Source organism: Desulfofundulus thermosubterraneus DSM 16057, from assembly GCF_900142025.1.
Classification (GTDB): domain Bacteria; phylum Bacillota; class Desulfotomaculia; order Desulfotomaculales; family Desulfovirgulaceae; genus Desulfofundulus; species Desulfofundulus thermosubterraneus.
In genome coordinates this window covers 43,672-58,241 of record NZ_FQZM01000023.1, presented here as the reverse complement: position 1 = coordinate 58,241, position 14,570 = coordinate 43,672, and the positions used below count along the sequence as shown (strand labels likewise).

The window sequence follows — 14,570 nt, the reverse complement described above, 5'->3', positions numbered from 1 at the left end:
ATCTGCTTTTGCAAGTAAATGGAACGATCTTTTTTTCTTTGCCCCCGCAATCTAAACACCAGTATTCAGCAAACCCGTTTTGGGGGTCCCCACATCCAAGGACCTTAGTGACAGCTTCCTTTTCGCATTCACGGATAGCCGCTGAATACTTCGCTTCAAACTCAGGCCATTTTAACTTCAGTATTTCTTTAATTTTCGACGAGTACCTCATGTCTAAATATTACCATAATATGGGCTCATTGGGTACCCCTATAAGAGCCCCCCAAAAAGTATACTTTCCTTAACAATAAAAAACCGGCCTGGGACCGGTTAAATAATTATGCAGATAAGTCCACCGCTTCCCTCGTTGACGATGCGCTGAATGGTTTCCTGCAGTTTTGCCCGGGCATTTTCCGGCATACGATAGAGTTTATTTTGAATCCCTTCCCTGACCAGATCATGCACTGACTTGCCGAATATCTCGGACTGCCAGATCTTCTGCGGATTGGATTCAAACTCGGTGAGCATGTAACGGACCAGTTCTTCGCATTGCCTTTCAGTACCGATAATGGGCGTAATTTCGGTGGCAATATCCGCCCGGATCATGTGAATGGAGGGAGCTGTTGCCTTCAGTTTGACCCCAAAGCGGCTGCCCTGGCGTATTAACTGGGGCTCCTCCAGGACCATTTCGTCCAAGCTGGGAGTTACCACCCCGTAACCCGTTTCCCGCACTTCCGCCAGCGCCTGAGCTACCTTGTCGTACTCGCGCTTGGCCACGGCCAGTTCTTTAACCAGCCTGAACAGTTCATGGTTTCCACTAATACTAAAGCCCGATTCTTCGCTCAAGACCTGGAAGAAAAGCTCCTGGGGAGAAGTTATTTCAATGGCTGCCACCCCGGTACCCATATCCATTTTGGTGATACTGACCGACTCGACAAAGTCGTAGTCCCCCAGCCTTTCCACCGCGCCGTTAATATCCCGTAAACGGCGTACGTTCTGGATGGTCTCGCGAACCGACTCTTCCACTTTTTGTCTTAACCAGTGGCCGCTGTCCAGTTCTTCCACCCATTGCGGAAGCAGGACGTTAACCTCATTGACAGGGAATTCCATTAATACGGTTTCCAGAATAAACAGGGCGTCCTGCTGGCTCATCTGCAGGCAATCCACCGGCAAAACTGGAACATCGTATTTTTCGGCCAACTCTTCAGCCAGGGCTACCGTTTGGGAGTCGTGGGGATGGGTGCTGTTCAGAAGCACTACGAAGGGACGGTTGATATCCTTAAACTCGGCAATGACCCTTTCCTCAGCTTCCACGTAGTTTTCCCGGGGAATATCGGTAATACTTCCGTCAGTGGTGACTACCACACCCATAGTGGAGTGATCCGTAATCACCTTGCGGGTGCCGATTTCCGCCGCCTCCTGGAAGGGAATGGGTTCGTCAAACCAGGGTGTTGATACCATCCGCGGTCCGCTTTCATCCTCGTAGCCAAGGGCGCCCTCCACCCGGTAACCCACGCAGTCCACCAGGCGCATTTTCACGTTGAGGTTGGGCGAAATGGTAATTTCCACAGCTTCATTGGGCACGAATTTGGGTTCGGTTGTCATTACCGTCCTGCCGGCACCACTCTGGGGCAGCTCATCCTTGGCCCGTTCCCGGTCGTAGGGATTTTCGATGTTTGGTATCATCAGCAGTTCGGCAAAACGCTTGATAAAAGTGGACTTGCCCGTGCGGACGCCGCCACTCACCCCCAGATAGATATCGCCACCGGTACGTTCCGCGATATCCCGGAAGATATCCACCTTTTCCATGGATGTATTCCCTCCCTAAAAGGTTTTGCAGCCTAAAGCTTACGAGACTAGTTTTTTCCAATGGCATACATTAACAATATATATATATTAAGACCCCGGCAGATTATGACCGGGGTAACTTTTTTTTAGCGGGATTTCCATGAGGTTGGTTTTAGTCAGAAAAAAAGTTGTATATTCAGGAGGACTCCTGCTATTAATGTCGAACAATCTTTAACAGAAGAAAAAGTTGTCAGGAGAGGGGAGTGATGCATGAAAAGGAGACCTTGCCCGCCAGTAAAGGCAGGGTTCCTGTGGCGGGTCCTTTTGTTGAATTTTTTACTGGTGTCCCTGGTTCCTTCAATTTCGTGGGCTGCCCTCAAGCACACGGTGGCGGCCGGTGAAACACTATACGAACTGAGCCGGCGGTATGGAATAACCGTTGAGGCTTTACAGGCCGCCAATGGTGTAAACGGACATTTGATCTACCCTGGTCAGACACTGGTTATCCCCGGCTCGGCAGAGGCAAAGCCAGCTCAGAACACCGTAGCGGCCAGTAAAAATACCCGTGCCGGGGTTAACAGATACACCGTCCGTCCGGGGGATTCTTTGTATACGATCGCGCAGCGTTACGGTTTGGGAGTACAGGCGATAAAGCAGGCAAATAACCTAACCTCCGACCTGATTTTTCCGGGACAGGTTTTAATTATACCCGGCGGCACTACCCGGGTGTCTCCTGCTCCTCAAGTTTCCCGCGGGGAAACAGACGGCGCAAGGGCAGTGCTGGCCAAGGCTGTTTCCCTGTTGGGCAAGCCCTACGCATACGGGGGCAGTGGTCCTGGAGCATTTGATTGTTCGGGCTTTACTTCCTATGTTTTTCGGGAAGCAGCAGGTATAAGCTTGCCCCACAACGCGGAGGCCCAAGCCCGGCTCGGCACCCGGGTTGGTCGTGATGATTTATCCCCCGGGGATCTGGTTTTCTTCAGCTATTACGGCAGCGGTGGCATTGACCATGTAGGTATTTATGTGGGCCAGGACCGGTTTATTCATGCTTCTTCCAGCCAAGGAGTAAAATATTCTTCCCTTACCGAGTCCTACTATGCCGCCAATTACAAAGGAGCAACCAGAATCCTTCGTTAATCTAAACAAACCTAAAAAAGACGCCCGCCTTGGACAAGCGGGCGTTTTATTTACAGTTTTTTTCACGCCACTGGGCGGCGGCCAGAGCCACTTCCTCCATCTCGCGCCGGCGGCCCCTGCTCATCAGGTTGACTACCGCTTCCCGGGGGGACATACCCTCAAAAAGCACCCGGTACATCTGCTCGGTAATGGGCATTTCCACCCCGTACCGGCCCGCCAGGCGGTAGGCCGCCCGGGTGGTGCGCACCCCTTCCACCACCATCTGCACACTGGCCACCGCTTCGGAAAGGCTCTTCCCCCGGCCGATTTCAATCCCGGCCCGGCGGTTGCGGCTGTGCATGCTGGTGCAGGTGACAATTAAATCCCCTACCCCGGCCAGGCCAGCAAAAGTCAGGAGGTTGGCCCCCATAGCCAGTCCGAGGCGGGTGATTTCGGCCAGGCCCCGGGTCATCAAGGCTGCCTTGGTGTTGTCCCCGAAACCCAGCCCGTCGGCAATCCCCGTACCCAGGGCAATAATATTTTTGAGGGCGCCCCCCAGCTCCACCCCGGCTACATCGGGATTGGTATAAACCCGGAAGTTGCCGGTCATGAACAGGTCCTGGGCGGCCGCTGCCGCGGCCATATCCCGGCTGGCTACCACGACGGCAGTGGGAATCCCCCGCCCCACTTCTTCGGCATGACTGGGGCCGGAGAGAACCACGTAACGGCTGGTTTCCTCCTCCCCGGCTTCCGCAGCAAATACCCGGGAAAGGGTGAGGAGGCTGTCTTCTTCAATGCCTTTGGCCGCATTGATCAACAATGCCCTGGCCGGCAGGTGCGGGAGTGACGCGCGCAGGACTTCCCGGAAAGCATGGGAAGGTACGCTGAAAATAACTGCCTGGGCGTTTTTTACCACCGCGGCAAGAGCTGTGTCCACACGTATGTTGGGGGGGAGAGAAACTCCCGGCAGGTAACGGCTGTTCTGGCCTTCGGCATTAATTTGATCGGCCAGGCCCGCCCGGCGCGACCACATGTCCACCGGTATTCCTTTGCCGGCCAGCAGCACGGCCAGGGCAGTGGCCCAGCTGCCGGCTCCCAGGATGGCTACCTTTTGTTTCACTACCGCCAACCCTTCCCTTTAACGGATTTTTGATTCGGTGCCGGCCAGCAGCCGGCGGATATTGGGCATGTGCTTGTATACGGCAATAACCGCCACCACCAGCGCAAAAAACAGGTACTCACGAGGTTGCTTTAAAATTAACATCCACAAGGGCATTGAAACGGCAGCCACTATGGAGCCCAGGGAGACGTAACGAAAAGCTGCCACCACCACTACCCACAGCCCCAGGGCTAGAATGGCTGCTGCCGGGGTAAGACCCAGGAAAACCCCCAGGCCGGTGGCAATAATTTTCCCCCCCCTAAAGCCCAGGAACACTGGCCAGCTGTGCCCGGCGATTGCGGCCAGGCCACAGGCCAGCTCAAGACCGTGCCCCCCTAGATAGCGCCCCAGGAGTACGGCCGCAAGACCCTTGCCGGTATCACCGGCCAGGGCAATTGCTCCCGCCACAGGGCCCAGGTTCCGCCAGACATTTGTTGTCCCGATATTGCCGCTGCCGTGTTGCCGGATGTCTATCCCCCGGGCACGTCCCAGCAGGTAACCAACGGGAATTGAGCCAATCAGATAGCTGACCACCACGGCCAGAACACCCATTTTTCTCCCCCCTTTTAATCCCGCTGCCGCAGTACAAAGCGGATGGGCGTTCCCTCAAAGCCAAAAGCTGCCCGGAGCTGGTTTTCCAGGTAGCGCAGGTAAGAAAAGTGCATCAACTCCGGATCGTTGACAAACATGATGAAAGTGGGTGGTTTTACCCCACCCTGGGTGGCGTAGAGTATTTTCAAACGCCGGTTTTTACCGGCCGGCGGGGGGTTATGCAAAACGGCGTCCCTGATCAGCCTGTTTAGATCGGAAGTGCTGATGCGCAAACACTGCTGCTGCGCCACCAGATCCACCATCTCTAAAAGCCTGGGTACTCGCTTCCCGGTCAGGGCGGAGATGAAAACTACCGGGGCATAGGTCATGAAGGCCAGTTCCCGGCGAATAAGCTCGGTGAAGCGCTGGGAGGTATGGGTATCCTTTTCCACCAGGTCCCATTTGTTCACTGCCAGCACGCTGGCCTTGCCCTGCTCATGGGCATAGCCCGCAATGCGTTTGTCCTGATCGGTTACGCCTTCCAGGGCGTCCAGCACCACCAGGGCCACCTCGCAGCGGTCTACCGCCCTTAAGGAACGGATTACGCTGTATTTTTCTATGGCCTCCTCGATGCGGCTCTTGCGCCGGATGCCCGCCGTATCCACCAGCAGGTAGCGGCGCCCTTCCCGCTCAAAATAGGTGTCAATGGCGTCCCGGGTGGTACCGGGGATTTCGCTCACGATCACCCGCTGTTCCCCCAGAATGGCATTGACCAGGGAAGACTTACCCACATTAGGCCGCCCGATGACGGCAATGCGGACGGTATCCGGTTCTTCTTCCTCCGCGGCTTCGGGAGGCAAAACCGACACCAGGCGGTCCAACAAATCCCCGGTGTTCATCCCCTGGGCGGCCGAAATGGGAATGGGCTCGCCCAGGCCCAGGCGGAAAAAGTCCACCAGCTGACCGGTGCGCTGGAAATTTTCCACCTTGTTGGCCACCAGCAATACTGGCTTTTTGGTTCGCCGCAGCAGGGCGGCCACGTCCTCGTCCGTACTGGTTAATCCCGCCCGGGCATCCACCAGGAAGAGTACGACGTCGGCTTCTTCTATAGCCAGCTCTACCTGCCGGCGCACCTGATTGGGAATATCCCCCGCTTCTATAAAATCCAGCCCGCCAGTATCCACGAGGGTAAAAACGCGTCCGGCCCACTCGGCATCCTGGTAGAGCCGGTCCCGGGTTATTCCAGGCTCATCTTCCACTATAGCTATGCGGCTCCCCACCAGGCGGTTGAAAAGGGTGGATTTCCCTACATTTGGGCGGCCCACAATGGCTACAATTGGTTTCGGCAAGGGGAGGACCCTCCCTTTATGAATAGACGTAAATATTCTGTCAATCCACTGGCTGCAGTACCGTTTATTTATGTCAACATTTCACACAGGCTTCTACCAGGCCTGCCGGTCCGCCAACCACTATCACCAGGCGGTTCAGACGGTTGGAAAGTTCCTGCACAGTCATACCGTCCAGAAAAACCTGCTCCGGCTGGCGCAGCATTACTGCGGGCAGAACTAAGGTTTGTCCCGGATTTTGGCCTTCCAGGGCTTCTAAAATGTCTTTTCCAGAAACAAGGCCGGCCACGGTCACCTGCGGGCCAAACAGACGGTTGGGGATGACGGCCAGTTCCACCGCCAGATTTTCAATCTCATTTAACCTGTCCACCACTGGCGCCAGGACACTTTCGGCCAGCACTCCCGTAGCCACGGTCACCCTACGGGGGCAGGGCAGTGCCCGGGGTAGGGATGGGGACACCTGCTCCCATTCATCCAGAAAGAGGCGCACCAGTCCTACACCGTTTTCCGTCTGGGGAAAATCATCGTAACGCAGGGCGGGAGGAACTTCCTTCTCCGCCAGCAGGTAAAACTCATCGCTGGCAAAAACCACCGCGCGGGCACAGCGTTCCAGACAATGATCCTGCCAGGTTTGTACCTGTTCCACTATCTCTGCCGCCTCTTCCCGGGTAAAGGGGCGCAGGGGAAATAGCCCCTCCCGGTAACGGGTGAGACCTACCGGAACGATGGCTACGGAACGCACTGCCGGCCAGTAATTTAGCAGATCCCTTACGGTGCGTTCCAGCTCCACTCCGTCATTTATCCCCGGGCACAGAACCACCTGTGTGTGCATTTCAATTCCCCCCCGGGCCAGCCGCTGCAGTTGCTCCATGATTTTGCCGGCCCGGGGGTGGCCAAGCATTTTTTCCCTTAAAGCGGGGTTGGTGGTATGCACTGATATATAAAGGGGAGACAACCGCTGCTTAATAATGCGCTCCAAATCTCCTTCCCTTAAGTTGGTCAGGGTAATAAAGTTCCCCTGGGTGAAGGAAAGGCGGTAGTCGTCATCCTTGACGTACAGGGTGGGGCGCAGGCCCCGAGGCATTTGATCGACAAAGCAGAAAAGGCAGCGGTTCTGGCAGCGGCGGATGGGTTCCAGCCCCCCGCCGGCAAAATCCACGCCCAGGTCGTCATCGTAATCCTTTTCCACGTCGCAAAGCCATTCCTCACCGTTGGCTTTGACCAGGGTAATCGTCAGTTCTTCTTCACAGGTCAAAAAGCGGTAGTCCAGAATGTCCTCCACCGGCAGGCCGTTTACGGCCACCAGCCGGTCTCCCGGCTCCATGCCCAGTTCGGCGGCAATGCTGCCGGGGGCTACTCTTTCTATTACGAGACCCTGCACCGTCATGGTAGTCACCTTTCGCTGGAAAACGTTATGACCGCTGTAAATGTTTAGTCAACCCTATTAAGGCACGGCGTTGTCCCGCTCACTCATATGCTCCGCGCCGACAGCACCACGGTTCGCTTCGGGCCGGCTCTGGCTCTCTGCGGATTGCCCGCCACCAATTGTTCTTCGTTGTTACCTGTTGAAATAAATATGTCTTAAACGTCTTCTCCCGGGTAGTTCATCATGCATCCTCGAGAGCCGAGCCGCCCAGCACTCACTGAATAAGCTGTACTGCAAAGACCAAGTCATCTACTGTCTGTTGCATCAGGCTTAGAATGGGCATTTTTGCCGGTGAGTGCTGGGTTGCCGGGTGCTGTTACCGGCGCTCCGCAAAATCGTTCGCTCTAGACAACGCCGTGCCTTTGCATTAACAGAGCGGTTTTACTGAACATTTATCGATCGCTTAGTAATACGTAACAGTATTATATTGTAACTTCACGCCGTATCGCAAGTATTGGAATGCTGCGTGTCCTTAGTGCTTCACAATGATGTAGACGCCGTTTTCCAGGTCGTGGACCATGGCGTCCAGGGTGCGGGCCAGATAACGGGCCATTTTGACCTGCTCTTCCTGGTTGCGGGCAAAAAAAATAGGCGCTCCTCCGGCGACAATATCCATGTTCAAGGTTACCACGGCCAGGATACGGTCTGTCATTTTGCCATCATCTCCACCGTTTTCTACCTAGCGGCCATGCGTCCCGCCTGGGTTTTCAAAGGTCTGGAGCGGGCACTTTCCAACACGGGGGTGCGTTTTACCGCCAGAATTAAAGCATCAATGTCCCTTTCCACCGGCACTGCATAAAGCCCCACCGCCCCGCTGTCAGGGTCGATGCGGGCCAGAGGGGTGAATTCGGGAAGATCCACGTCCTTTTTGGTTCCCAGGAGAACCGTGACGGTGTGAGCCATGGCCTGGCGCTGTCCCAGATCATGGATGGTGGCCCGGGCATCGGCATTCTTTGGCGTGATTAAAACCGCCAGGCCTTCAGCCGTAATCTTTTCGCGTATTTCCTTCAGGCCGATATTAATAAACCCGATATTTTCCACCATGAGGATGGAATCTTTAAACCACAGTTTGGCCGGAACAACCTCGCATATATCCCCAATGGTCTCCCCGGCCATAAATGTACGCACAAAGATTATGGAAAGCAGGGCCATAATTATTGCCGCCGGAGCCCTCCCCAGCTCATAGGCAATGCCGGTAAGGAGGGCGCAGGCCATGGCCAGGTAGTTGCGGGCTTCAAAGGTACGGGCTATCCCTTCGATATAATCGCTGCCTCGCTTGACCAGTTCGTTTTCATCCAGATGTTCCAGGGTTTTTCTTTCAATACCCCGGATTTCCCGGAATTGACTGGCGGCCAGGGCCAGAAAGGTTACTGCAGTATAATCCGGTTTCAGGATAGCCGGGATGGCCACCGCTCCCAGGGCTGAGGCAATAAAACCAAGGGATAGGTGGGAGAGATAGCCGTGAGGGTAGCCGGGATATTGGCGGTAGTCCAGGCGCAGCATGACCATGCGGGCCACAGTCCCGGCTAGTGTCCCGGCAATGATGGTACCAAGGTAATGTTCCAATTTACTTCCCACTCCTAATCCTGGCGAATGCGTTCCAGGTGATCCTTAGCCGCTTCGCTGGCATCGGGGTCCTTATGACCCGGTGCTGGAGTATGGGTAGCCTTTTCGGCAGTATCCAGATCTGGTTTTCTGGCCCGCCGGGGAGCAAAGAAACTGGCAAGTTCCCGGCCAAAGAAGTCGCTGAGCCTGCTTTTGGCCCTGTCCCAGCTGCCGGCGCTGATGAGCAGAAAGGCACCACCACCCAACAGGGTCAAGGCGATAATCCAGCCCAGGGCTTTCCAGCTGCCCGGTGTTCCCGCCGTGCGGTCGGTAATTGGTTTGGGCATTCCTTCAGGCGTGGGCCCGGTGAGACCAAGTACAACCGGGACGGCGTCGGCCAGGAGGGCGATGCCCCGCTCCGCCTCCTCCTTGCTGTTGGTGTGGGTACCTGCTTCAATGAGCAGGGCGGTAGGCATGAGATCCTGGTTGTAGTCACCCCGGGCGGTGAAGATTTCTTTGACTATCGGCTTGTGCACGCTGTTGGCATAGGACATCAGCCTCTTGGCAAAATCAAGGTTGGCCTGCATCCGGGGGTTTTCTCGTCCCACCACCAGCCGTGTTTGAGCCACTTGTTCATTGGAAATGTAACGCCGGTAATAGGTGGCGTCGGGTACGCCATCCCTGTGCACATCGAAAAGGGCAATGGGGTTATTTTGCATCAATCTTACTGCCGTTCTCCGGGAACGGTAGTAGGCGTTATCATCGTGGGGGTCGTGAGGGGTTTTGTCGTAATCCACTCTCACCCCACCATTTTTCAAGCGGTTCACCAGGGACTCCCCCACTTGATAAATGCCTCCCTTAAAGGGGATGGATTCCGAGCCGTCCGTAGGCACATAGGATTCATCGCTATGGGTATGGTAGATACCCACCGGCCGGGTGTTGCGGGCCATCTGGACGACGGGAACCTCCAGCCGGCTGTAAAATTCGTTGTAGGCCAGCAGGTCCTTGTCCATCCCGATAAAACGGGCGTAGGCGGTATTACTCTGTACTCGGACCACCCGGTAATGACGGCCTTCGGCGGTGAAAATTTCGTCACCCCCCGCAACCCGGCGTGAAACCTGACTGATTACCCGGCCATGCTCGTCCTTTACCGTGCATACGTTGCCCACCCGGTGGTCGTTTTCTGCTTCTTTGAAAAAGGAAGCCAATGACCATACCGGTTGGGTGAGCCGGGAAGCTGATAAACCCACCAGCAAGGACATCCCTACCAGTAGCAGGCCGATTCCCCAAATGATCCTGCTTTTTGCCCCGGTCACTTTAATGACCCCCTTTCACCGGTTTCCGGACCCTCTTTTCCGGCTGTGCTCTCTTTGCCCTCGTCGGGATCCGTTCCTGGTTTGCGCAAAGCCTTGAGCAGTGCTTCCGGCCGCCCCTTCATTACAGGACCCCCCTGAAGCCGTTCCCGCACCTCGCCTACCACTTCGGCCAGGAGTACGGCCACGATTCCCGCCAGCACAATGGCATCAAAGGCGCCGGCCCCGCCAATGGCCACCCGGCCTGTAGGAGCACCGCGGGCGATCAGCCAGAAATAGTAACCTATATCCAGAGCCAGTAACCCGAGGGTTGCTGAGACAAAAGCAGCCCGCCTGGAACGTCCGGCCAGGTAACCCACCAATCCAGCCACCAGCGGGTAAAGCCACAAGGCATCCAGGATTTCGTACCTGCCCCCGGGTTCCGGTAGGCCGCGCATCACTAAGGAGCCTACAGCATAGACTACCAGGGCTGTCACCCCCGCCCCCACCAGGGCACGGGTGCGTTCCGCAGCGGTACCTGCTTTGGAGAGGAGGTAAATGGCCAAACCCAGGGGAATCAGACCGCCGCCGACGTTAATGGAAACGGGGTAGCGGCCGCCCGGAATAGGTAGGGAGATAAAACTGCCTATGATCATGGCCACAATTACCGCCAGGGCACCCCGGTCGGTAAGACGCATGCGGTCCAGGGCCCGGTGTGCCAGGCCGAAAAAGATTAAAAGGGAGACAATAATCAGTGCGGTGAAACCCACGGGAAAGCCGGTCATCTGCAATCCTCCTCTTTGTTAATTCTTTTTTTAGACTGCCCCGGCGGGGTGTAAATATGCAAAAAAAAAGCGGCGTCTTACACGCCACTGTTCCTTAAAGGCAAGTTTATTTTTCAAAAAGGTCCCCTACGACCTCACCTATAGTTACGCTGCCACCGTTGTCGGTGTGTTGGTGCTTCTGCTCCTTAGCGCGCCGGCTTTCCCTTTCCCGGTTGACTTCCCGGATGGACAGGCGGATCCGCTTTTCGGCGCGGTCAACGTTGAGCACCTTGACCTCCACCTCGTCTCCTTCCTGGACCACTTCATCGGGAGTAGCTACATGCCGGTCGGCCAGGTGAGAAATGTGCACCAGGCCTTCCACCCCCGGTTCCAGCTGTACAAAGGCCCCAAAGGGTGCGAGTCTGACTACCTTTGCCCGTACGATGCTGCCCACGGGATATTTTTCTTCCACGTTATCCCAGGGGTTGGGCAACACCTGTTTCAAGCCCAGGGAAACTTTTTCATTCTCCCGGTCCACCCGGAGGACCATCACGTCTACTTCGTCGCCCACATTTACTACTTCCGAGGGGTGGTTGACCCGGTACCAAGCCATTTCAGAAATGTGCAGGAGTCCATCCACACCGCCAATGTCCACGAAGGCGCCAAAGCTGGTCAGCCGGCGTACCACGCCCCGTACCACCTGGCCTTCCTGCAAACTTTCCAGCATCTCTCTGCGCTTGCGGACCGCATCTTCCTCCAGTACCGCCTTGCGGGACAGGATCACTTTCCGCCTGCCCCGGTTCAACTCGATTACCTTGGCTCTGACCGTTTCTCCCACATACTTGCTCAGATCCTCCACATAGCCCCTTTCAACCAGGGAGGCAGGCAAAAAGGCTCTTAAGCCCACATCCACCAGAAGACCGCCTTTGACAACTTCCCGCACGGTGCCTTCCACCGGTTCGCCGCTCTCCAAATGCTCATTTAATTTAACCCAGGCCCTTTCTGCATCGGCCCGTTCCTTGGAAAGGATGAGCCGGCCCTCATTGTCTTCTGCTTTAATGACGGCTACTTCTATCTCATCCCCGACTTTTACCACTTCTGCGGGGGAACTTACATTCCAACAGGATAATTCCCTTAAGGGAATAATGCCTTCCGATTTGGCTCCTACATCTACCAGCACTTCATCGGTACCTACTTGAACCACTACACCCTTCACGATTTGCCCCGGACGCAGTGACTTTACCTCTACGGCTTCTTTCATGCCTTCTTCGCCACTGGCGGCTTCCGCGGCATTTTCACCGGTTGCGCTGTCGGCGGCAGTTATACCTGGCACAGCTTCCCGGACGGCAGTGCTGGCAGTGGTGTCCTGGGCGGCATGGGGAGCTTCTCCGGCAGTCTCCCCGGCAGCACCGCCTGGAGCTGCCATTTGTCCTTCCTCCCCGGCTACATTGGTGTCTTTAATGTTTTCCTCCACAGCTACCATCTCGCCCAACTCCTTCATCCGTCGTTCTACCTCCTCTATAATCCAGTCAGGTGTGGATGCCCCCGCTGTCAATCCCGCTACCTTCACCCCCCTGAACCAGGCGGGATCCAGTTCCCGAGCGGTTTCCACCTGGTAGGTTGGTACACCCGCCTGCCGGCACAGGGTAGCCAGCTTGCGGGTGTTGGCGCTTGACGCTCCACCAACCACCACCATCATATCCACCTCCCGGGCCAGTTCCAGGGCGGCCTGCTGCCTGGCCCCGGTGGCGTGACAGATGGTATTGTATACTTTTAGTTGTCCCGCTTTTTGTTGCAGGACATCCACCACTGCCTGGAAGTTGGCCAGCGGTTGGGTGGTTTGGGCCAGCACGGCCACACGGGACACCGCCGGCAACTTTTGGGCTTCCTGGGGCCCTTCCACCACTACCGCCCGCCCACCGGTCCAGTCCACAATACCCTGAACCTCGGGATGATTTTTATCGCCCACTACCACTACCAGCGTGTCGCCGGCAGCTTCCGAATGGGCCAGCTTTTGTGCCCTGCCCACAAAGGGGCAAGTCGCATCCACTACCTTCAAACCACGTTCCCTGGCAGCGGCCAGAATACCGGGGCCTACGCCGTGGGAGCGAATGATTAGCTTCCCCCCGGGACGGGCTTCTTTCACCCCGGCTATTTCCTGTACCCCCGCTGCTGCCAACTTTTCCATTACCTGGGGGTTATGGATCAGGGGGCCCAGGCAGTAAACGGGCCCGTCCCGTTCCCTGGTCGTGATCATCGCCAGATTTAATGCTCTTTTTACGCCAAAACAAAAACCCGCTTTTGCAGCCCGCCGCACTTGCATTGACAAATCACCGACTTACTAACCCGCTGTCCATGAGCCTGGCAATTTCGTGCATTATTTCCCGGCTGACCGCCTGGTAATCCGGCCGGCCGGTTTGGTCGTCACGGGAAAACACCAGCGGTTTACCTATACGTACCCGGACCTTGCCGAAGACTCCCCGGGTGTTGATCACCGCCACTGGCAGTACCGGCACTTTTGCCCGCAGGGCCAGCATGGCCGCCCCCAGATGCGGTTCAAGGAGCTCACCGCTTTTGCTTCTGGTTCCTTCGGGGAAAATACCTACCACCCGGTCCTGCTTCAATAGTTCCAGTGCCCGCCGGATGGCCTTCCTGTCGCCACCGCCCCGGTGCACGGGGAAAGCACCTAAAGCCCGTATTACCGGTCCCAGGAGGGGTATGCCAAATAACTCGGCCTTGGCTATAAAGTGCACCTGGCGCTCCAGGGCACAACCGACCACCACGGGATCCCAGTAGCTGACGTGGTTACTGACCACCAGCACCCCTCCCGAAGGGGGAAGGTTATGTGCCCCCACCACTTCCCAACGACGGACAAGGGCCAGGATCACCCGGCATAATGCCCGGGCAAAACGGTAGAACATCAGGATAACCTCCCCAGGACCCGGGCGGCAATCATTTCCACTACTTGTTCGGCACTCAGGTGTGAACTATCAATAATCCAGGCATCAGGAGCCGGTATCAACGGAGCCACGGAGCGGCAGCTGTCCTGCCTGTCCCGTTCCGCAATTTCCTGAATTAAGGAATCCAGAGGAACGTGGTGCCCCTGGGCCAGCAAATCCAGCTGGCGGCGCCTGGCCCGTGCTTCGGGCGAGGCGGTAAGGAAAATTTTCACTTTTGCGTCCGGAAGAACCACTGTACCCACATCCCGCCCATCCATAACCACATTTTTACAGCTCGCCATCTCCCGCTGCCTGCGCACCATGATTTCCCGCACTCCGGGCAGGCTGGCCACCAGTGAAACGTGGCGTGAGACTTCCGGCTCCCGGATGGCCCGGGTTACGTCTTCGCCGTCAAGAAAAACCCGGGTCAGACGGTCGGGATCAGTGGTTAATTCTATCCGGCTCTCCTTGGCCAATGCCTTTAAAGACTCTTCATCGGTAAGGTTTAACCCCCAGCGCAAGGCCTTCAGGGTTATTGCCCGGTACATGGCTCCGGTATCGATATATAAAAAGCCCAACCGCCGGGCCAGTTCCCGGGCCACCGTACTTTTACCCGCCCCGGCCGGGCCATCGATGGCAACAGACATCCTGGGAACCATGGTCATCTCCCTATTATAGTAACACA

The 14,570-nt window shown here is 56.3% G+C and carries 14 protein-coding genes; 1 reads left to right on the top strand and 13 read right to left on the bottom strand.

The annotated features are described in order from the left end of the window. Nucleotides 1–211: transposase zinc-binding domain-containing protein (locus tag BUA65_RS09980; RefSeq protein WP_207543882.1), on the bottom strand; the 211-nt coding region annotated here is incomplete at its 3' end. 98 nt (nt 212–309) lie between these two features. Further along, nucleotides 310–1,788, bottom strand: coding sequence for a stage IV sporulation protein A (gene spoIVA / locus BUA65_RS09975; protein ID WP_072869354.1), 1,479 nt, complete (start codon nt 1,786–1,788; stop codon nt 310–312). A 249-nt stretch (nt 1,789–2,037) separates the two neighbouring features. On the opposite strand from spoIVA, the gene BUA65_RS09970 reads away from it, so the two are divergent. Next, entirely contained in the window at nt 2,038–2,904 is an 867-nt protein-coding gene (locus BUA65_RS09970) for a C40 family peptidase (RefSeq protein WP_072869352.1), read from the top strand. A gap of 46 nt (nt 2,905–2,950) precedes the next feature. Here the strand turns inward: BUA65_RS09970 and BUA65_RS09965 are convergent, their stop codons facing one another. The 11 genes from BUA65_RS09965 to cmk all read right to left on the bottom strand — a co-directional run bounded on the left by BUA65_RS09965 (nt 2,951) and on the right by cmk (nt 14,544). Next, nucleotides 2,951–4,003 (bottom strand): NAD(P)H-dependent glycerol-3-phosphate dehydrogenase, encoded by a 1,053-nt coding sequence (locus tag BUA65_RS09965; protein ID WP_165613232.1) that lies wholly within the window; start codon nt 4,001–4,003, stop codon nt 2,951–2,953. An 18-nt stretch (nt 4,004–4,021) separates the two neighbouring features. Continuing rightward, on the bottom strand, nt 4,022–4,594 hold the full coding sequence (plsY, locus tag BUA65_RS09960; protein ID WP_072869349.1) for a glycerol-3-phosphate 1-O-acyltransferase PlsY: 573 nt from the start codon (nt 4,592–4,594) through the stop codon (nt 4,022–4,024). 14 nt (nt 4,595–4,608) lie between these two features. Continuing rightward, nucleotides 4,609–5,922 carry a ribosome biogenesis GTPase Der gene (gene der / locus BUA65_RS09955; protein ID WP_072869347.1) on the bottom strand — a complete coding sequence of 438 codons (1,314 nt, stop codon included), beginning with the start codon at nt 5,920–5,922 and terminating at the stop codon, nt 4,609–4,611. Nucleotides 5,923–5,995: 73 nt separating this feature from the next. Then, nucleotides 5,996–7,306 (bottom strand): DUF512 domain-containing protein, encoded by a 1,311-nt coding sequence (locus tag BUA65_RS09950; protein ID WP_072869345.1) that lies wholly within the window; start codon nt 7,304–7,306, stop codon nt 5,996–5,998. Between the two features lie 511 nt (nt 7,307–7,817). Continuing rightward, nucleotides 7,818–7,997 (bottom strand): capping complex subunit for YIEGIA, encoded by a 180-nt coding sequence (locus BUA65_RS09945; protein WP_072869343.1) that lies wholly within the window; start codon nt 7,995–7,997, stop codon nt 7,818–7,820. Nucleotides 7,998–8,020: 23 nt separating this feature from the next. Then, complete coding sequence (locus BUA65_RS09940; RefSeq protein ID WP_072869341.1) at nt 8,021–8,911, bottom strand: YIEGIA family protein; 891 nt, start codon at nt 8,909–8,911, stop codon at nt 8,021–8,023. A gap of 14 nt (nt 8,912–8,925) precedes the next feature. Beyond that, nucleotides 8,926–10,206, bottom strand: coding sequence for a stage II sporulation protein P (gene spoIIP, locus BUA65_RS09935; protein ID WP_114281485.1), 1,281 nt, complete (start codon nt 10,204–10,206; stop codon nt 8,926–8,928). Then, nucleotides 10,203–10,967 (bottom strand): DUF1614 domain-containing protein, encoded by a 765-nt coding sequence (locus tag BUA65_RS09930; protein WP_072869340.1) that lies wholly within the window; start codon nt 10,965–10,967, stop codon nt 10,203–10,205. The genes spoIIP and BUA65_RS09930 overlap by 4 nt, the downstream gene beginning before the upstream one ends. 106 nt (nt 10,968–11,073) lie before the next feature. Continuing rightward, nucleotides 11,074–13,269 carry a bifunctional 4-hydroxy-3-methylbut-2-enyl diphosphate reductase/30S ribosomal protein S1 gene (locus BUA65_RS09925; protein ID WP_072869338.1) on the bottom strand — a complete coding sequence of 732 codons (2,196 nt, stop codon included), beginning with the start codon at nt 13,267–13,269 and terminating at the stop codon, nt 11,074–11,076. 7 nt (nt 13,270–13,276) lie between these two features. Then, nucleotides 13,277–13,867, bottom strand: a complete 591-nt coding sequence (locus BUA65_RS09920; RefSeq protein WP_072869336.1) for a lysophospholipid acyltransferase family protein — start codon at nt 13,865–13,867, stop codon at nt 13,277–13,279. Then, nucleotides 13,867–14,544 (bottom strand): (d)CMP kinase, encoded by a 678-nt coding sequence (gene cmk, locus BUA65_RS09915; protein ID WP_072869335.1) that lies wholly within the window; start codon nt 14,542–14,544, stop codon nt 13,867–13,869. The genes BUA65_RS09920 and cmk overlap by 1 nt, the downstream gene beginning before the upstream one ends. Nucleotides 14,545–14,570 lie beyond the last annotated feature (26 nt).